The organism is Arthrobacter bambusae (assembly GCF_030812595.1).
Classification (GTDB): Bacteria; Actinomycetota; Actinomycetes; order Actinomycetales; family Micrococcaceae; genus Arthrobacter; species Arthrobacter bambusae_B.
Window position 1 is genome coordinate 140,170 of sequence record NZ_JAUSSZ010000006.1, and the last position, 19,382, is coordinate 159,551.

17 protein-coding genes and 1 tRNA gene are annotated in these 19,382 nt (G+C 62.7%); 12 read left to right on the forward strand and 6 right to left on the reverse strand.

Going from position 1 to position 19,382, the window contains the following annotated elements; all coding sequences use genetic code 11:
• Positions 1-138: 138 nt before the first annotated feature.
• Complete coding sequence (locus J2S96_RS10225; RefSeq protein ID WP_306862636.1) at positions 139-345, forward strand: LacI family DNA-binding transcriptional regulator; 207 nt, start codon at positions 139-141, stop codon at positions 343-345.
• Positions 346-407: 62 nt separating this feature from the next.
• Here the strand turns inward: J2S96_RS10225 and glgP are convergent, their stop codons facing one another.
• The 4 genes from glgP to J2S96_RS10245 all read right to left on the reverse strand — a co-directional run bounded on the left by glgP (position 408) and on the right by J2S96_RS10245 (position 5,320).
• Entirely contained in the window at positions 408-3,014 is a 2,607-nt protein-coding gene (glgP, locus tag J2S96_RS10230; protein WP_306862639.1) for an alpha-glucan family phosphorylase, read from the reverse strand.
• A gap of 281 nt (positions 3,015-3,295) precedes the next feature.
• Positions 3,296-3,424 (reverse strand): hypothetical protein, encoded by a 129-nt coding sequence (locus tag J2S96_RS10235; protein WP_306862642.1) that lies wholly within the window; start codon positions 3,422-3,424, stop codon positions 3,296-3,298.
• A gap of 192 nt (positions 3,425-3,616) precedes the next feature.
• Positions 3,617-4,627, reverse strand: a complete 1,011-nt coding sequence (locus J2S96_RS10240) for a LacI family DNA-binding transcriptional regulator (protein ID WP_306862821.1) — start codon at positions 4,625-4,627, stop codon at positions 3,617-3,619.
• Between the two features lie 165 nt (positions 4,628-4,792).
• Positions 4,793-5,320 carry a MarR family winged helix-turn-helix transcriptional regulator gene (locus J2S96_RS10245; protein WP_306862644.1) on the reverse strand — a complete coding sequence of 176 codons (528 nt, stop codon included), beginning with the start codon at positions 5,318-5,320 and terminating at the stop codon, positions 4,793-4,795.
• Between the two features lie 277 nt (positions 5,321-5,597).
• On the opposite strand from J2S96_RS10245, the gene J2S96_RS10250 reads away from it, so the two are divergent.
• The 11 genes from J2S96_RS10250 (at position 5,598) to J2S96_RS10300 (ending at position 18,077) form a co-directional block, all read left to right on the forward strand.
• Positions 5,598-6,476, forward strand: a complete 879-nt coding sequence (locus J2S96_RS10250) for a transketolase (protein ID WP_306862647.1) — start codon at positions 5,598-5,600, stop codon at positions 6,474-6,476.
• Positions 6,476-7,441 carry a transketolase family protein gene (locus tag J2S96_RS10255; protein ID WP_306862648.1) on the forward strand — a complete coding sequence of 322 codons (966 nt, stop codon included), beginning with the start codon at positions 6,476-6,478 and terminating at the stop codon, positions 7,439-7,441. The genes J2S96_RS10250 and J2S96_RS10255 overlap by 1 nt, the downstream gene beginning before the upstream one ends.
• A gap of 36 nt (positions 7,442-7,477) precedes the next feature.
• Complete coding sequence (locus tag J2S96_RS10260; protein ID WP_306862650.1) at positions 7,478-8,548, forward strand: zinc-dependent alcohol dehydrogenase; 1,071 nt, start codon at positions 7,478-7,480, stop codon at positions 8,546-8,548.
• Positions 8,545-10,080 carry a sugar ABC transporter ATP-binding protein gene (locus J2S96_RS10265; protein ID WP_306862652.1) on the forward strand — a complete coding sequence of 512 codons (1,536 nt, stop codon included), beginning with the start codon at positions 8,545-8,547 and terminating at the stop codon, positions 10,078-10,080. The genes J2S96_RS10260 and J2S96_RS10265 overlap by 4 nt, the downstream gene beginning before the upstream one ends.
• A 2-nt stretch (positions 10,081-10,082) precedes the next feature.
• On the forward strand, positions 10,083-11,069 hold the full coding sequence (locus tag J2S96_RS10270) for an ABC transporter permease (RefSeq protein ID WP_306862654.1): 987 nt from the start codon (positions 10,083-10,085) through the stop codon (positions 11,067-11,069).
• Between the two features lie 81 nt (positions 11,070-11,150).
• Entirely contained in the window at positions 11,151-12,128 is a 978-nt protein-coding gene (locus tag J2S96_RS10275; RefSeq protein ID WP_306862656.1) for a sugar ABC transporter substrate-binding protein, read from the forward strand.
• 76 nt (positions 12,129-12,204) lie between these two features.
• Complete coding sequence (locus tag J2S96_RS10280; RefSeq protein ID WP_306862657.1) at positions 12,205-12,987, forward strand: SDR family NAD(P)-dependent oxidoreductase; 783 nt, start codon at positions 12,205-12,207, stop codon at positions 12,985-12,987.
• A 12-nt stretch (positions 12,988-12,999) separates the two neighbouring features.
• The gene (locus tag J2S96_RS10285; protein WP_306862659.1) at positions 13,000-13,896 is read left to right on the forward strand and encodes a sugar phosphate isomerase/epimerase family protein; all 897 of its coding nucleotides are present in this window, start codon (positions 13,000-13,002) and stop codon (positions 13,894-13,896) included.
• Positions 13,897-13,912: 16 nt separating this feature from the next.
• Positions 13,913-15,400, forward strand: coding sequence for a benzaldehyde dehydrogenase (locus J2S96_RS10290; RefSeq protein ID WP_306862661.1), 1,488 nt, complete (start codon positions 13,913-13,915; stop codon positions 15,398-15,400).
• A gap of 163 nt (positions 15,401-15,563) precedes the next feature.
• Entirely contained in the window at positions 15,564-16,532 is a 969-nt protein-coding gene (locus J2S96_RS10295) for a 1-phosphofructokinase family hexose kinase (RefSeq protein ID WP_306862663.1), read from the forward strand.
• Between the two features lie 276 nt (positions 16,533-16,808).
• On the forward strand, positions 16,809-18,077 hold the full coding sequence (locus tag J2S96_RS10300) for a hypothetical protein (RefSeq protein ID WP_306862665.1): 1,269 nt from the start codon (positions 16,809-16,811) through the stop codon (positions 18,075-18,077).
• A 675-nt stretch (positions 18,078-18,752) separates the two neighbouring features.
• Here J2S96_RS10300 and J2S96_RS10305 read toward each other — a convergent pair.
• Positions 18,753-18,828: transfer RNA gene (locus J2S96_RS10305), tRNA-Ala, on the reverse strand.
• A gap of 143 nt (positions 18,829-18,971) precedes the next feature.
• Positions 18,972-19,370, reverse strand: coding sequence for a ribosome silencing factor (rsfS, locus tag J2S96_RS10310; protein WP_059389355.1), 399 nt, complete (start codon positions 19,368-19,370; stop codon positions 18,972-18,974).
• Positions 19,371-19,382: the final 12 nt, after the last annotated feature.

Sequence of the window (19,382 nt, forward strand, 5' to 3'; positions counted from 1 at the left end):
TAAATACGCTTTCATGGGCCTCCGAACAGCGTCAATCGGTTAAGCGTTTCGACTTTTATGCCGTTTCCGGATCCGCGCATGCCACGAGCCCCCGCCGTGCGGCATGCGCCTAGACTGAGGGCCGGAAAAGGAGTCTCCATGGCCAAAAAACCAACGATCTACGACGTCGCCGAACGCGCCGCTGTCTCGATTGCCACCGTGTCGCTCTCCTTCACCCAGCGGCACCGGGTGCGCGAATCCACCAGGGAATCGGTGATGGAAGCTGCGCACGAACTCGGCTACTTGCCAAGTGCCAGCGCGAGGGGCCTGGCCCGGGGGAAAACGGGAGCAATCGGGCAGCTATAGCGGCGATGGTTACTTTAACGGAGCGCGCCCCCGCTGCTCGAGCCGCAGCGGGGCGCGCATTCCTAGGCGTTCGCGATCAGCCCCAGTTCGGCCTTCGAAGCGAGGGCTGGGTGCTTCGGGAAGACCCGGACGGTGTAGCCGAAGGACCCGGAGCGGTTGATCAGGATGGACCCGGTGAACAGGTGGCGCCCGTTGCCGAGGTCCTCCGATTCGCTCAGCTCGACCAGAGCTACGTCCTCCAGTTCGTCCCCGTCCTGGGCCCGGCCATACGCCACTTCCACCGAGACGTCCTCGGGCGTGATGTCGTTTAGGGCGATGTAGGCGTTGACCTGGAGGATGTCGCCGATCTGCGGTTCCTCGGAGACGCCCACGGAGTCGACGTGTTCCACGATGAGCTGCGGCCAGGCCTCCCCGACCTTCGTGATCCAGGCCGCCAGTTCCTTGGCTTCCTTGAACGACGCCGTTCCCGCTTGCCTGCCGGCGACGGCCGCCGGGCGGTAGAGGGTGTTGACGTAGTCCTGGAGCATCCGTTCGGCCGAGACGGCCGGGCCGAGGTGGGCGAGGGTGTGCTTGATCATGGAGACCCAGTGCGTCGGGACGGCTTCCGGGCCGGACTGCGAGGGCCCGGCCGCGCCGGCGTGTTCGGAGACCGTGGAGCCGTAGAAACGCGGAGCCACCTGGGTCTCCAGGAGCTCGTAGAGCGCGGCGGCTTCGATGTCATCGCGTTCGGTGGGCGAGGCGTCGTTGTTCGCGGTCGGGATCGCCCAGCCGTTCTCGCCGTCGTACATCTCATCCCACCAGCCATCCAGGACCGAGAGGTTCAGGGAGCCGTTGATGGCAGCCTTCATCCCGGAGGTCCCGCAGGCCTCCAAAGGCCGCAGCGGGTTGTTCAGCCACACGTCGCAGCCCGGGAACAGGGTGCGGGCCATCGCGATGTCGTAGTTGGGCAGGAACACGATCCGGTGCCGCACGGCGGGGTCGTCGGTGAACTTCACCAGGTCCTGGATCATTTTCTTGCCCGCGTCGTCCGCGGGGTGGGACTTGCCGGCGATGACCAGCTGGATGGGGTGCTTCGGGTGCAGCAGCAGCGCCTTGAGCCGGGCCGGGTCGCGCAGCATCAGGGTCAGGCGCTTGTAGGTGGGCACGCGCCGGGCGAAGCCGATCGTGAGCACATCCGGGTCCAGCACGGTGTCCGTCCAGGCCAGCTCGGCATCCGCGGCCCCGCGCGTCTTCCACGCCGCCCGGAGGCGCTTTCGCACGTCCTCAACCAAGGCCGAACGCAACTCGCGTCGCAAGCCCCAGAGCTCGGCATCATCCACGTCGTAGACCTTGTCCCAACCGGTGGCATCCACGTCGGTGCTGCCGAAGTGGTTTGCAGCGAGCCGGCTCATCTTCGGATCGATCCAGGTGGGTACGTGGACGCCGTTGGTGACGGAGGTGATGGGGACTTCGGAGTGGTCGAAGCCTGGCCAGAGCCCGGAGAACATCTCACGGGAGACCACGCCGTGGAGTTTGGCCACGCCGTTGGCCCGCTGCGCCAGGCGCAGGCCCATGACGGCCATGTTGAACACCGCGGGGTTGCCGCCGTCGTAGTTCTCCCTGCCCAGTTCCAGGACGTTCTCCACCGGAACGTCCGGGGCCAGGCCGGCGTCGAAGAAATGCCTGATCTGCACGGCCTCGAAACGGTCGATACCGGCCGGCACAGGGGTGTGGGTTGTGAACACCGTGGACGCCCGCCCGGCGGCCAGGGCCTCGGACCAGCTCAGCGGCGCCTCGGAGGACATCAGCTCCTGGATGCGTTCGATGCCCAGGAACCCGGCGTGGCCTTCATTGGTGTGGAAGACCTCCGGGGCCGGGGTGCCGGTGAGCCGCTGGTAGACGCGCAGCGCCTTCACCCCGCCCATGCCCAGCAGCAGCTCCTGCTGCAGGCGGTGGTCCCCGCCCCCGCCGTAAAGGCGGTCCGTGATCCCGCGCGCGGCGTCGTCGTTGGCCGGAACGTTCGAATCGAGCAGCAACAGCGGCACCCGCCCGACGTCGGCCCGCCAAATGTGCGCGCGCAGCTTCCGGTCACCGGGAAGGGGAAGCGTAACGAGAGCCGGCGAACCGTCTTCCTCGCGGAGCAGTGTCAGGGGCAGGCCGTCCGGGTCAAGGACCGGGTAAGTTTCCTGCTGCCAGGCATCCCGGGACAGGGACTGCTTGAAATAGCCCGCCTGGTACAACAGCCCGACCCCGATCAACGGCACACCCAAATCCGAAGCGGCCTTCAAGTGGTCTCCGGCCAGGATGCCCAAACCGCCCGAATACTGCGGAAGGACCTCGGTGATCCCGAATTCGGGCGAGAAGTACGCGATGCATGACGGAGCGTCCGGCCCCAGCCCCTGGTACCAGCGCGGTTCGCTCAAGTACCGGTCCAGATCCGCAGCCGCGTGCTGGACACGCTCCACGACGGCGTCATCTGCTGCGAGCTGATGGAGTTCCTCTCGGCTCACGAGGCCCAGGAAGGTCATGGGGTCATGCTCGCTTTGTTCCCAGGCCTCCGGGTTCAGGGCGGAGAACAGTTCGCGTGTCGGCAAGTGCCAGGACCAGCGCAAGTTCTTCGCCAGCCGTGCCAGCGGGCCGATTGCTTCCGGCAGAACCGTACGGACGGTGAACCGTCGGATCGCTTTCACTTCCGGCCGCCTTCGAACGCGGACAGGGCCGGTTTGGTCGACGTTTCCATGGGGTGCCTCCAGGAGGTTGTTGTGGTGATGAGGGAGATGTTGGCTACGGGTGGGGCTGCTGCGGCGCCGGATGCGGGAGGCCTCTGCGGGCACCAAGGGCGCAAGGAGGCGAAGGGGCAAGCGCTTACATGCTGTGGGAGGACATCATGGGCCCGCTTGCGCCGCGCGGTTGTGAAACTCAGGCGCAGGTGGTGGCCTCGGGGTTCCGTTTTCGCACTATTCCGCGGCCCTCACGAGCCGCGAAGCAGGGGACTCGCTTGCTCGTGGACCTGCTGCGAACTGCGGGATTCCTGTTCCGGTTTGTGCGACATCGACGGCATCGTCAATTCGAAGGATTGGTACCGAATGATTCCAAGCACGACTTACTTCCTTAGTCTCCGGGAACATCGATCGGTGACCATCCCCCAAGTTGTGGCAGGAGGAATCTCATCGCCGTTCGTCGACGCGCCTTGTCGACGCGGGTCGATGGCTCGACAGTAGTTGGCCGCGCGAGGGTGTGTCAAATATCACAATCAAGCGCGTTGGGGGCGCGTCATAAAGCCCCAAAATGGCTAGCTGGCGCGTGCAACGGCGGTACTTCCGCGCAACGTGAGCACCGGCTCAGCGAGCCACTGCCCGGCGTCTGCGCCTCCACTCATGAGGCGTCGGGTCAGGAATTGTGCTGCCTCACGTCCCATGACGCTCGGTTCGGCGGACGCCGTCGTCAGGGCGGGCATGAAGCGCTCCGCGGAACCTGCGCTGGTGTTGATCGCGACAATGGAGAGGGATTCCGGGATTCGCCATCCATGGGCTGCCGCAGCCCCCAGAAGGCCGGCGGTGGCTGCTTCGTTGATCATCACAAGTCCGGTCGTTGCCGGAGCTTCTTCCAGGATCCGGCCGAAGACCTCGCGACCACCGGCAAGCGAGGTCTTCGCCGGGTAAAGACTTGCATTGATCCCGTGCCGCGAGGCCGAAGCCGCAACGGCATCCCAGGACCGGACCATTGGGCCGTATCCGGTGTCCAAGGATTCACGCGAGTGCGTCACCAAGCCGATTTCCGTGTGCCCCAAGCTAGCGAGGTGAGACACTGCCAACTCCCCCATGGCCTCGAAATCCGCGTCCACGAATGTCAGCCCATCGGCATCCGTCGGCCGTCCGATCATGACGAAAGGAACACCCGTTTCCATCAGGACCGGGATCCGGTCATCGTTTGACCTGACCTCCATCAAAAGGATTCCATCCACCAGGCCTTGCGCCACGATGCGCTGCATCTCGCCCAAGTCGTCAGGATCCATCGGCCACAGAAGCAGATGGTAGCCGTCAGCACGCGCTTGCTCTGCGGCACCCTGGACGTATTCGAATTCCGTGGTGTTCATGCCTTGCTCCCCGATCGGGAAAATCAGCGAGACGATGCCGGTCCGCTTGCCGGCCAAGCCCTGGGCGAGCAGGTTGGGCGTGTAGCCAAGGTCGGACATGGCCTGCAGGATGCGTTCGCGCGTGTCGGGGGCAATCGGCCTGACACCGCTGAGGGCATAGGACACCGTGCTCCTGGAAACGCCTGCTTCCCGCGCAACATCAGCCATGGTTGCCAAGGACTATCCCTCCGTTGTGTCGGTGACTGCTCGGCGACGGGCCCGCGAATGACCACTGCCCGCCGGACGGTAATGCCTCATAGTAAACCGTAATAGGTTGGCAAGTGGCGTGCATGTCGAGTATCTGCAGGTTCTACTGGGTGGCACCGTCTGGGATTATTTCCCCGGCGCCTCGCTCTCAAGCGTCTGCAGCTCACGGGTCTTCTCAAGCATTCTCCGCAACAGGCGATTAAGCCTTTCGACATCGTTTGCGGAAAGGTCCCCCAGGATAATCTCCTGTCCACGCATCGAGATGGGCAACATGGACTGATGCATTTCCGCGCCCGCATGGGTGAGGTACATGGGTCGGGAGCCGCGCGGTCCGTCGATCAGGACCACGAGGTCACGATCGAGCAGGGTATTGACGCTCTTGGAAACTACCGCTTTGTTCAGGCCCAGGAAATCCGAAACGTCAGTTGCGGATGCGCCGGGACGAATAGCCAGCGCAGAGATGACCCGCCAATCGTTCGTGCCGAGCTTGAACCGTCTGCGGAGCTCGTGGGACTCCCTCCACACAAGCGCATTGGAGAGCAGGGAGAGAAGCCTCGGCGTGAAGTTCTCCGGATCGATCGTGTCGGCCAGTGGATCCGTCACGGCTTGAGGAGGAACATGGGCCCGCGTTCTCTGGTCTGTCTCGCCTTGCATGGTCCTCCTTATGGCGGCGCGAAATCCGCACCAGCGTGGTCGGTTCTTAGACGAGTCTCTCAGACGATGGGACATGCCCACGGGAACCTCCGGGGGCCACGCTTTGCTTCCGACCATAAACTAGTTTAATAAAAATCCTGTTTACACGTAAACAGGATCGTGTTAGTGTCACTACGTCGGACCCGGAACACCAACTTTCCGACCACGAGTGAGTCGATGAGGACGCCACGACAAGGCCGAGGATCGGCATCCGTGTCATTCAATGAGGAGGCATGAGATGGGCCACATGAGCCTGACGACGGGCGGGAGCCCGCACACCGTCGAGGAATTGAAAGAACTCGCTTTCGAGCTGAGATCAAAGTTGCTGCATCTGTGCGGCACCTATGAGGGGGCCGTGCACATCGGGGGTGATTTGTCCGCCGCCGATATTTTCACAGCCCTCTACCACTATGGCCTCGATGTAGACCCCACGGACATCGCCAACCCCGCGCGTGACCGTTTCGTGCTGAGTAAAGGCCACGCCGCCGTCTGCATGTACATTGCGATGGCCATGCGTGGGTTCTTCCCTTATGAAGGGATAGTCGATACGTACGGCCAGCTTGACTCTGCCTACGGGATGCACCCGTGCAAGGTGCACCTCCCCGGGGTGGAGTGCTCAACCGGATCGCTTGGTCACGGCCTGCCTTTGGCTGTCGGGATGGCGCTGAGCGCCCGGGGCCGTGGAGAACTCCACCGCGTTTTTTGCCTGCTTGGCGACGGCGAGACCGGCGAAGGCTCCGTATGGGAGGCTGCGATGGCAGCCCGAAGCAACGAACTTGGCAACCTGGTCGCCTTCGTCGACCGTAACCGCCAGCTGATGACGAGCTTTGCAGAGGAGCGAGTCGTCTTTGAACCGTACCCGGACAAATGGGCGGCGTTCGGCTGGAACGTCGTCAACGTTGACGGGCACGATATGGCCGACCTCGTCGGCGCCATCGACCGCCTGCCCGAAGTGGACAGCAAACGACCGACCGTGGTCATCTGCGAGACGGTCAAGGGGAAGGGCGTGGACTTCATGGAACGCAACCTGGCATGGCACGCAGGTTCTCTCGGAGCAGCCGACCTGGAGCGGGCGATGGCAGCACTCGAAGCATCCCGCGACAAGGAGTCAGTCTGATGCCCGTTACCTTTACCTTCGGAGAAATGCTCTCAGCGCGGTCCGTCATCGGATCGACTCTCGCCGAACTCGGCGACGAGCACGAAAACCTCTGGGTGCTCACGCCCGATATCGGAGCGACGCTCGTCGAGTTTCGCGACAAGTACCCGCAACGCTTCCTGGATGTGGGCCTCGCCGAACAGGCCTGCGTCGGCATCGCTGCAGGTTTGGCGTACGACGGAAACATCCCGGTTGTCTCGGGCATGCTCCCGTTCCTCAGCATGCGTGCACTCGAACAGGTCCGAAGCGACGTCTGCTACCCAAATCTCCCAGTGAAGATCATCGGGACACACGGCGGCCTGGTCGGCAACGGCGGTTCCACCCACTACGCGGTCGAAGACCTGGCGCTCATGTGCGCACTGACGAACATGACTGTCACGTCCATTGGCGATCCGTTGATGGTTGGCGAGATCATCCGTCAGTCAATGACCATGCAGGGACCCATATACATCCGACTCGCTGTGGGCAAGAAAGACAGGGTTCTCTACGAGCCGGGGCAGCACGATGTGCGCATCGGCAAAGGAATCGTTGCCCGCGAGGGCACCGACGCCACGATCTTCACCCATGGGACGGTGGTCGCGCAGGCATTGGATGCCGCGGAGGAACTGGCGAAAGACGGCCACTCGGTGCGCGTCGTCGACATGTTCACGCTTAAACCGATCGACGAGGAACTCATTTCGCGGTGCGCCGTCGAGACCAACGGTCGGTTTGTCGTCGTCGAGGACCATCTGGCGTACGGGGGCCTCGCTTCCCGGGTCGCCGATGTCGTCGCAGACCGCAACATCCACCTCAGCGCCTTCGAACGGCTCGGGATTCCCCAGGTGTACGCGGGGTTCGGTGACGACGAGGAGTTGCGAAACAAGCACGGCTACGGACTCGAGGCAACGATCGCAGCCACACGGCGTGCGATCGCCGCGCAGTCCTGATCCACCACCCTGTCATGCGCTCAATGGAGAGACAAAATGAAAACAGTAGCTGTCACCAAGATCGGGAACCTGCGCGACCCGGACGAGAGGGCCCGTGGCCGAATCGGGCTTGTTGATTTCCCCCAGCCACCAATGGGACCCGAGGATGTGCGGATCCGCGTCGCCTACTCAGCGATCTGCGGATCGGACCCGCACCTTGCGGAAGGATTCTTCGGCACACAGGTGCCGATCGGGCTCGGCCACGAGCTCTCGGGCGTCGTCGAGGCACTGGGCGAGAAGGCACATCGAAACGGACTGCGGATCGGCGATCGCGTCGCGGGAAACTTCCTCCGGTTCTGCGGTACATGCACACCCTGCCGCGGCGGACAACAACAGTTCTGCGAGCACATCCAGGAATACAACCGCCCCGGCATGGCCGAGACAGTAACCTGGCACGAATCACAGGTCTACAAGCTGCCGGACACTGTCTCCTTGCTGAGGGGCTGTCTCCTGGAGCCCACCTCCGTTGCCGTGAGAATCGCGGATAAAGCCAACATCAAGGTCGGCGACCGTGTCGCCGTCTGCGGAGGCGGCCCGATCGGCCAGCTGGCTTTGCAGGTTCTGAAGATGAACGGGGCGACCTCCCTTACCCTTATCGAGCCGATTGCCGAGCGCCGCGAGATGGCGCTTCGCTACGGTGCCGACGCCGTGATCGATCCCATCGCCGACAGCCAAGTGCTGCGCATGCAGGAGATCACCGATGGCCGCGGGTTCGACGTCGTGATTGACGCCTCCGGATCGACGCGCGCCGTCAGCGGACTGCTCGACCTCGCCGCCAAGGGAGGAACGATTGTCTACGGGGCGATGTACCCGCAGGACTTCGAGATGCCGCTCAACCTCTCGGATTACCTCTACCTCAAGGAACTCACGCTCACCGGTGTCTTTGTCTCACCGTATGCTTTCCCGCGCGCGCTGCAGATCCTCCCGTACCTCGATCTGGGCGATTTCATCCAGACAGTGTTCGACATCGAGGACGCAGAAGCGGCCTTCACTGCACATATGAGCGGCAAGCACCCGAAGGTCGTCATCCGTTGCAACCAGATCGATGACGGGAGCCGTGCCGCATGACCATGCTGAAACCTCCTGCGAATCAGACCGCCCTGATCACGCCCGCCCCAGCCTTTGAAGCGCGCGACATCGTCAAGCATTTCGACGGGGTGCATGCCCTCAACGGCGCGCACCTCTCGGTACAGCCTGGCGAGATCCATGCGCTGCTGGGTGAGAACGGTGCCGGCAAGTCGACTCTTATCAAGATCGCCACCGGACTGTACTCACCGAACGCGGGAACGCTGCACCGCAATGGTGAAACCGTTGAGTTCGCCAACGTGCGAATGGCCAATCGCGCCGGTGTCGTAGCGTTGTACCAAGAGCTCTCCATCGTCCCGACGATCAGCGTGGCGGAGAACATCCTCCTGGGCGAACAAATTCCGAACCGGGCCGGCCTGGTTCAGTGGAAGACCCTTCGACGCAGGGCAAAGGAGCGCTTGGACAGCCTGCACCAGAAGATCCCGGTCAGTCAGCTTGCCGGGGAACTCTCCCCTGTCCAGCAGACCATGGTCGCCGTTGCGCGGGCTCTTGCCGCTGACGCCCGCGTCCTCATTCTCGACGAGCCGACCGCATCGCTCACCGACACCGAGATCCGGGACCTGTTCATGGTTCTGCGCTCCCTGCGCGATCAAGGTGTCGCGATCATCTACGTCTCGCACCGACTTGAAGAGGTCTTCGAACTCTGCGACCGGCTCACGATCATGCGCAATGGCGAGACGATCGTCACGAAGCGGGTCGCCGACTCCACCATCAACGAGGTCATCTCGACCATGGTGGGACGCTCCACCGGGGAACTTTATCCGGATCGGGGGACGGCCACGGCTACCGTCGCCCTGACCGTCGAAAACCTGCACGGACACCGGGTCAGGGACATCTCGTTCACCGCCCATGCAGGTGAGGTCCTCGGCATCGGAGGCCTGGCAGGTTCCGGGCGCAGTGAACTTCTGCGCATCCTTTCCGGTGCCCAAAAGCACAGATCCGGCGAAATCACCGTGGATGGCTCAGCGCTGCCCAACTCCCCCGGAGTTGCCAGAACACTCGATGCCGGCATCGCGCTCGTCCCGGAAGAACGCCGGAGCCAGGGAGTGATCCTGAGCGCATCGATCCAGGACAACATCGCCCTCTCAAACATCTCCGCGGTAAGCTCCCTCGGCTTCGTGTCGGGAGGGCGGATCGCCACCATCGCCCAGCGCGGGATGGCAGAACTGCAAATCAAAGCCCGTAGCCCGCGCCAACACGTTGGAGAGCTGTCCGGAGGCAACCAGCAGAAAGTCGTCCTGGCCAAGATGCTTGCGCGCAAGCCCAAGGTCTTGCTCATGGACGAGCCGACCAGAGGCATCGATGTCGGCACGAAAGCGGAGATCTACCGGCTGATCCGCCACCTCGCCGCCGAGGGAACGGCGGTGATAGCGGTCAGCTCCGAGCTCCCTGAGCTGATCGGCATGAGCGACCGGATCCTCATCATGCACGAAGGCAAGATCTCCGGCGAGGTCGCCGCAGAGGGCGCCGACGACGAACTCCTCCTCTCGTACTGCTACGGAAAGCCAGAATGATCATGACAACCACCGCTCAAGCGACGAAAACCGCTCCAACCACTACCCCGGCCAGATCGATCGCCAGGCTGCTTCTGCACGGAGGTACCGTCTTTGCCCTTCTGGCGCTCATCGTGTTCTTCTTCGCAATGCGTCCGGACGTCTTCCTGACCTTCGTGAATGTGAAGAACATCCTGTTTCAGGTGTCCATTCTTGCGATCATCGCCGGTGCCCAGACCGTAGTCATGGTTGTGGGAGACTTCGACCTCTCAGTCGGTGCAACCTCGAGCCTCGCTGGCGCCGTCGCCGCATCCCTGATGCTGACCGGAGTGCCCATAGCCATCGCGATCACCGTCGCGCTCGGGGTCGGTCTGCTCGTCGGGCTCGTCAACGGCATTCTCATAGCCGTTGTGAACCTGTCCGCTTTCGTGGCGACGTTGGCGACCATGACCTCCGTGGTCGGCCTGGCCTATCTTGTGACCGCAGGAACCACGCTCTTCGATCTCCCGGACGGATTCAACAATTTGGGGCAGGGGCGCCTCCTCAACATCCCGTTGCCCGTATATTTCGCGATCGTCATCTCATTCATCCTGTGGGGGGCCTTGCGGTTCACGACGATCGGCCGCCGGTGGCACGCAATCGGCGGGAACGTGGAAGTATCACGGCTCTCCGGCGTCAACGTCCGGCGCGCCCGGCTGCTCGCCTTCACCATCGCGGGGCTGGTCTCGGCAATCGGTGGCATCCTCCTGGCCGCCCGGCTGGGAAGTGCGAGCGCGGTTCAAGGCGGCGACAACATGATGTTTTCGGTCGCCGCTGTATTCCTGGGCATGACCGTCATCAAATCTGGCGCCTCCAATCTCGGCGGCACGATGATCGGCGTCGCCATCATCGGAGTCATGAGCAATGGCCTGAACATCCTCGGCGTGAACGCCTATGTGCAGCAGGTTGTCACAGGTCTGATCATCATCGCGGCCGTAACTCTTTCCTCCCTCAAGACGCGGCAGAGGTAGCAACCCCCGCTCCGCCGACCGTCCGGCGGGCTTCCGCATGGACAACCCAAGAAGAACGCAACTATCACAAAGGAGTAGTAAGTGCGTATCAAATTCAAGATCGCTGCCCTCGCCGCAGCCACAGCATTGTCCCTGTCGGGCTGCGCGGCCTCAGCCAGTAGCAGCGACAATGGGAAACCCCTCAAAGTCATCGCCTTCACCTCGGGCAACCAGACCCCCGTCGGCGCTTGGTGGGTCAAAGCCGTTACGTCCAAGGCCAAGGATCTCGGCTGGGATCTGACGATGATCCAGGGAGATTTCGATTTCCAGAAGATGAACCCCGCGGTTGAGAGCGCCATCGGCAGGGGCGCGGACGTCATCCTCGACGGCTACACAGACATCGCTTCCATCGGTTCAATCGTCTCCGCCGCCAAGGACGCGAACATCCCGATTTTCGCCATGGACAGCTCCACCAAGGAAACCGACGGGTTTGCCGTCAACATCACCACCAACCAGCAGCAAATTGCCGACGCCACGGTCGGCGCGCTCGCCAAGACGCTTGGCGACCTGAAGGGCAAGACCGTCATGGTCATCGGCCATGACCCGCATCCCGGGATCCGCATGCGCGCCGACCTGGCGAAGAAGGCGCTCATCGCTGCGGGCGCCACCATCGCCGGGGATGACATCCAGAAGGTCAAGTCCCCTGCCTCGGGGCGTACCGAAGCATTGGCGCTCGTTGCCGACTACCTCAGCGCCCACCCGAACGGCCTTGATGGGGTGTGGGTCGGCTGGGATGACGCAGCACTGGGCGCGTCGAAAGCCCTCTCCGAAGCACACTCAAACGCGAAGGTGACAGGCGTCGACGCGACGAGTGAGGCGATCGCCCAGATCAAGGCCGGCGGAAACTTCCTTGCGACGATCGAGCAGCCATGGCCAAAGATCCTCGACAAGCTGGTCCAGAACGTCAGCGCCTACCAGAAGGACCGCACGCTGCCCAAGACGAAGTTCGAGGCCGACGACACGACTCTGGTTGATTCCTCCAACGCCGCAAACATCACCCCTTCGGACAAGTTGGGCTAGACGAGCCCTGGGTACGGGGCGGTCAGAACCGCCCCGTACCTCTCACCCGATATCGAACCCAGGAAGAGGGAATACCATGCGCCTTAAAGGCAAAGTCGCCATTATTACCGGCGGTGCAAGCGGAATCGGCCGGGCAACGGTGCACAAGTTCGTCCGCGAGGGCGCACGGGTGCTTGTTGCCGACATCGACCTGAAGAAGGCAGAAGAAGTCGTGGCCGAGGTGGCGGCAGAGGGATTTGAGGGCGCTGCCGCCGCGGCCCGGGTGGATGTCTCACAGTTCGTCGAGGTTGAGGCCACCGTTGCACACGCAGTTGAGCTGTTCGGGAAGCTCGACGTCATTTTCAATAATGCGGGAATTGCAGGGGGCCGGCCATTGCTCGATCATGATCCTGAGATCGACTACGCGCCGATGATCCGCATCGACCAGGACGGCGTGTACTACGGCATCCTCGCAGCGGGGCGGCAGTTCCGCGAGCAGGGAACGGGCGGAGTAATCATCAGTACCTCCTCGATTTACGGCGAGCAGGCGGCCGAGCTGGCCTTCTCATATAGTGCGGCCAAAGCGGCCGTGATTTCGTTCACCCGTTCGGCGGCATACGAACTCGCCGAGTTCGGCGTCCGTGCGGTAGCGATCACCCCGGGCCGTGTGGGCACGCCGATCATCAACCAGTTCAGTGAAGAACTGAAGCAAACGTTCTCATCGGAACAGCTTCGCGGTGTCCTGACCGAACCCGAGGAGATCGCCGACGTCGTAGCCTTCCTTGCCTCCGACGAAGCGAATGTGATCAACGGGACCGTGGTACACGTTGACGACGGATACTCCAGCTTCAAGCAGCGGTTCGCGCTGCCGACATTCTGAGGTAGGCAACCCATGGATGCCGATTTGGACGTGGCCTGCCACCTGAACATCTTCGTGCCGGATGTGTCAGCTGAAGAGCTGCCCGCGGCGCTGGATGCCATCGCTGCCAACGGGTATCGACGGGTCGTGCTGCCGCCGCTTGATCCGGACTCTGTCGATGCACCGGCGCTGCGGGCACTCATCTCGGGCCGTGGCCTGACTCCGATCACCATGGCAGGACAGACTCCACTCGCCGACGTGTCCTCACCTGACGCAGACATACGCCAAGCCGGTGCGGACTTGCTCCGCCGCACGCTTGAACTCACCGTAGCCCTCGGAGCGGATCAGCTGAATGGAGTGCCCTACGGCGTCTTCGGCCACCCTGCTGGTCCGGCGGACGCAGCGGCGTTCGAGAGGTCCGCGGCGGAAGTCGGGCGCATCGCCGACGACGCCCACAGCCGGGGAGTCCGCATGACCTTCGAAGTCCTCAACCGCTACGAGACCGCCCTGGTGAATACTGCCGCGCGAGCGATGGAGTACGTCGCCGCGAGCGGCTCCGAGCATCTTTGGATCCATCTCGATTCCTTCCACATGGCAATCGAAGAGGCGGACGCGTCGGCCGCCGTCCGCACGGCGCTGCCCAGGCTCGGCTACCTCGAACTCGGTCAATCCGGGCGCGGTTTCCTCTCGTCCGGCGCGGTCGACGTTGCCGGCATCGTGCGCCAGGCATTGGATGACGGCTATGAGGGACGCTGGGGAATCGAGGCTTTCTCACGCTCAATCCTCGACGCCGGTGCGGCCGACATGCTTTCCGTCTGGCGAAGTCCCTTCGACGCCGGCACGGCGCTCGCCGCCGACGCCTGGGAAACGATCGACACAGGCTGGGCGGCAAGTGTCGCGCGCAGCTCATCTCCAACCACCAGGGCATGAACAGAAAGGCAGGAAAATGACAACCTCCACCGAAACCGCGAACGCTCTCATTGACGAGGCGACGTTCGCCGGCAAGATTTACATCGACGGCGAATGGATCACGGGAGCCGGAGGCGAGGCCGCCTCCGTCGAACCCGCCACCGGGGCAACCCTCGCAATGGTCGGACTCGCCGGCCCCGACGACGTTGCCAGGGCCACAGAGAGCGCATCGCGTGCCCAGAAAGAGTGGGCAGCAACCCCGCATTCCGTCCGCGCCGCAGTCCTGCGACGGGCCGGTCACCTTTGGGAGAAGCATGCCGGGGAAATCTCTGACTGGAACGTGCGCGAAGTGGGCGCCATTCCCCCGCTCGCGGGATTCGCCCTGCACGTCACGGCCGCGGAGTGCTACGAGGCGTCCGCGCTCCCTTCTGCGACCCGGGGATCCATCCTTTCAAGCGAAGAACCCCGTCTCTCCTTGGCCGAGCACGTTCCAGTAGGAGTAGTGGGCGTCATCTCCCCCTTCAACGTCCCGCTGATCCTCGGAATCAGGGCCGTCGCACCCGCACTCGCGTTGGGCAACGCCGTGTTGTTGAAGCCGGACCCGCGGACCATCATCACCGGCGGGGTATCCATGGTGCGGATCTTCGAGGAGGCGGGACTTCCTCCTGGTCTACTTCAACTCGTCCCCGGGGGATCCGACGTCGGCGAAGCGATGGTCACGGATCCGCGCATTCGGGTCATCGCCTTCACCGGGTCCACCCGCGCCGGCCGCCTCGTCGGTGAGCTTGCGGGCCGGCATCTCAAGAGGGCGCACCTTGAGCTCGGCGGCAATTCGGCGTTCATCGTGCGGCACGACGCCGACCTTGACAAGGCCGTCAACCTCGCAACGTGGGGGTCGTTCCTGCACCAGGGGCAGATCTGCATGACCGTGGGACGCCATCTCGTGCACGAGTCCTTGTTCGAAGAATATGTCTCCAAGCTCTCCGAGAAGGCGGAATCGATGCACGTGGGTGATCCGGCAGGCGGACCCGTACACCTCGGCCCGCTCATCGACGAAGTGCAGCGCGACCGTGTGCATGCTCTGGTGCAGGACGCGGTCGCCCAGGGCGCTCTGCTGCGGGCAGGCGGTACCTACGACGGATTGTTCTACCGTCCCACCGTTCTGGCCAACCCACCCCGGCATGCCGCCGCTTACTGCGACGAGGTCTTCGGCCCGGTCGCTTCAGTCGTGCCTTTCGCCACGGATGACGAAGCAGTCGAGCTTGCTGCCGCAACCGACTTCGGCCTCTCCCTTGGGATTGTGACAAACGACGTGATGGCGGCGCTTGAGATGGCGCGACTGATTCCAACCGGGATCGTCCACATCAACGATCAGACGGTGAACGACGAGGCGAACACGCCGTTCGGCGGCGTCGGAGCGTCCGGAACCGGCTCCCGCCACGGCGGCGCCCAGGCGAGCATCGATGCCTTCACCGAGACCCGCTGGATCACGATGCGGCGCGAGCCAGGCTCCTACCCGCTCTGACGCACGTTCGGCTCTCGGAACTTGCCACAAAGCCCGGATAGAAGATTCAAGGAGTGTACGTGGAGGTCAAATTGCGCCGGGACGCGGTGGCTTAGGGATGGGCCAGATCCATGCGCCCAGTCACGTTGGTCATGAGGGTGCACGTTCCTCAACAGCCCCACGGGTGGTGACCCTGACACCCGCTCCGGCGATCGACAAGGTCTACTTTCTCGATGAGGTCAGGGCCGGGCAGGTCAACCGCGCCAGAAGGGTGGCCACCTACTTCGCCGGGAACGGCGTCAACGTGGCCCGGACCCTCTGGTTGGCCGGCAATACGGTTTCGGCTGTGCTTCCGGCCAGCCAGGAGGATCCCGCGTTCTCGGGATGCGACGACGACGAATTCATGCAAGTGGTGCGCCACGTCGACGTCGGGAGTCCGATCCGCACGAATGCAATCCTTGTCGACGAGTCGGGAACGACGACGAACGTTAACGCCCATCCGGCACCTTTGGCCCACGGACAGTGGGCGAGGTTATGCCAGGCTGCTGCCGAGGAGGTCCGGAGAGTCAACCCTGATTGGTTCGTGCTCGGCGGTGCCCTGCCGCTCGACACGGAGACCGGAGCCCCGGTCGATGTGCGGCCCCTCTTCGGCGCAATTCGCTCCCTCGGAGTTCGCGTCTGCATGGACACAGCCATAGGCACAGCCCCGCTGGACTGGGCGAAGGCTTGCCAACCGGACCTGGTGAAGCCGAACGCCGCGGAACTGGCGGTCATGGCCGGGATTCCCGTCCGGTCCCTTCACGATGCGGAGAAAGCGGCCGCCGTGGTGAGGGCACATGGAATCAACACGGTTCTGGCCAGCCTTGGCCCGGATGGCATCCTCGAGGTCAGTGACCAAGGGACGCTGTGGGCGCGCGGACCTGAAGCGCAAGTGGTCAACACGACGGGTGCCGGAGATGCCGCCCTGGCAGGATATCTCAGCGTTCCCCGTCACGACGGCCAAAAGCGCGGGCAGCCTGACGAGGGCCTTCGACGCGCGGTCTCGTGGGGGGCACTCGCCGTTCAGCAGGCAACCACGGTGCTTCCACACATCATCACAGACCCCATCGACGTCCTGGTCAGTTCCCCCGAGCACGACCACCAGCTCGGCTGAACAGCTCGACTCCCAACCCGAACGACTCCCAACCCGGACAAAGAAAAACACCCCGGTCCGAAGACCGGGGTGTTTTCGATGACTTGGGACATCCGAAATCACCAGAACGGTGGGCGTCCTGCAAGCGTACTCGAAAAAGTCCCCCAGCTGGCCCAGTTACAGAGCCTGGTCGAGTTGCTTGGCACCGGAAACAAAGCCACGGTATCGAACTCCCGCACAGTCATCGCAGCCGGGTTGGTACCCTGGTCACGCAGGTCTGGTGGGTAGGCTTCGAGAATGGACACAGACTTCGCCATTGAAGACACAGAGGACATCAGCCCGCTGGCATCTGACCTGGCTGATGAGCAGATCGACCTGCTCACCATCCTCTGGCGTCACCTAGTTGAGGCCTCGCGAGATCCAGATGGCCCGGTCTGGCCTGTCTGGCACTACGTAGATGTGATGTACTCGCACGGTCACCCTCAGGGGCTGGGGGCCATGGAAGTCTTGAAGTCACTCCCCCGCATCACAAGGCCCGATCACGCGGGAGCTGATTATGGTCTAGTTTGGTGGGAAGAGGCTTCGCAACCTTGGCCGCTGGCGAACTCGAAAATTGGTCTTTCCATCGCGGGACTCAGCCAACTTGGCCGTCACGGGTCTAACTCGACAAGTGTGGCGGATGCCTTGGTCAAGACAGTTTCATCGCTGGCTGAGGCCCAGGCTGCGGTCCCACCGAATGCACATCTGGTACCCACTGTCCAAAGGCGACTGGCCGACTTCATTGGCAATGAATTTGCCGCGACTGCCAAGCAACCCTTTGAAGTACCTCTGGTGCTGATTGGGGCGCTGCTGCAAAAAGAGTATGCCCACCTCAACATCCTTCAAAACGATGGATTCACCGTCAACATCATGGGACCTGACCTACGCCCGTTCGCCGGACTGAGCGACGCAGTAGGCTACCTCAACGAGATCAGCAAAGATGCAGCAGCCCGGGTGGAACCGCTCAGACACGTGGCACCCCTCCCCTTAATTCAAACCATCGACTATTTGTCGTACGTCTTGAACGACGACCCGGTCTGGAAAAGCGCGACTCCACGAAAGTTCGCCGAAGCCCCCAACCTCGCCTCGGCAGCCGCTCTCTCGGCCGCTTCACATTCCCAGGATCAGTTCGAATCAAACATCGGCGCACTGTGGAACTTGGTGGGCAATTTTTCGACCCCCAAGGCAGATTCTGAAGAGATGGAGCGTCTCTATGGCAAAGACGCATCTCGCAGCAGTCTGAACCAGCTCGAGTGGTGGCTTCGGCAGCATCTCGACAACCGAGCCTTCGAGCGGACCAAAAGTGCCTTGGCACAGATCCGGGACATCGGAAAGATCAGAAATGGTATCGCCCATGCCAGCGCGGATAAACGCAAACAGTCCCTTCAAGCGCAGCAACGATTAGGGATTCCCGCCGTGGTTACGCAGTGGGAGATAGCCTGGGAAACGATCAAGAGCACTCTGGCGGGGGCACTCGAGGTGATCCGTGAAGAGGTGCAGATGCGAGACCGAGCTGCCGACAGCTAGCCTGGTGTTGCCATGCCTACGTATCCGATTTGCAACAATTCCCTATTCAACGCAGTGGGTTGCAAAGCGGCCCGTACGGGGTGCCACCTCCTGTACGCGGACAACGGTTGTACCGTTTTAGCCGCTCAACGGGCCTAATGCACGGTGTCCACCGCTAATCTGAAATGTTCCAAACGTCCATGTTTTCTGGCATAGATGGCACGTGCACGGCGTTCGCGAGAGGATGCCCCTGAAGACTCTGGCGAATCGTCCTGACCGCGACGTAAGCGCAACGAGAAAAACAAACCGAGAAAATGAAGGCCGTCGCGGAAGTCCTCGGGGACCGGGTACTCCGCACCATCCAGACGCCGTTTATCTAGCGGTTCGGCGGATTCCGCGCGGACTCCTGCAGGGAACGCGGCAGACCCCGTCGGATTCTGCTGGATCATTCTTCTCGTCAAAGGACCCGTCCCCGAGATTCCGCGGCTCCGAATTAAATCCATTCGAATGATAGAGCAGAATCGCACATCCGAACGCTGAGCACCCGCCCCGGAAACGGCCTGCTCTCGATTTGCACGCCATCCAGCCTCTGGCTCGACTCCCAACCAGCTCGACTCCCATCCCGAACAAAGAAAAACACCCCGGTCCGAAGACCGGGGTGTTTTCGATGACTTGGGATATCCGAAATCATCAGAATGGTGGAGCTGAGGGGACTCGAACCCCTGACCCCCTGCATGCCATGCAGGTGCGCTACCAGCTGCGCCACAGCCCCATATTTTCGCTGCTTCGCGAACCGCCAACTGGCCTGAAAGAATCATCCAATTTTCGGATTCCTCCGAAGCAACTCAAATATCTTAGAACAGCATTTCCGAAAATTCCAAATCGGGCATATTCAGCCGATTTGCGCCGAAAAGCCTACGACTCCTCGACGGCCGGAGCCTTCGCCGAGGCGTCGTCACCGAGCTCCAGGTCCACAACCGGGCAGTCTTTCCAGAGGCGTTCCAAGGCGTAGAAAACCCTGTCTTCGGAGTGCTGGACGTGCACCACAATGTCGGCGTAGTCCAACAGGACCCAGCGGCCTTCGGAACGCCCTTCGCGGCGGACCGGACGCAGATCCTGCTTGAGCAGCTCTTCCTCGATGCCGTCGACAATGGCGTTGACCTGGCGTTCGGTCGGGGCCGAGGCGATCAGGAAGACGTCAGTCAGGGCGAGACGTTCGCTGACGTCCAGGGCGATGATGTCTTCGGCCAGCTTGTCCGCTGCCGCGCGGGCGGCGTGGCGGGCCAAGAGGACGGATTGTTCATGTGCAGTCACGGGACTCCTTGT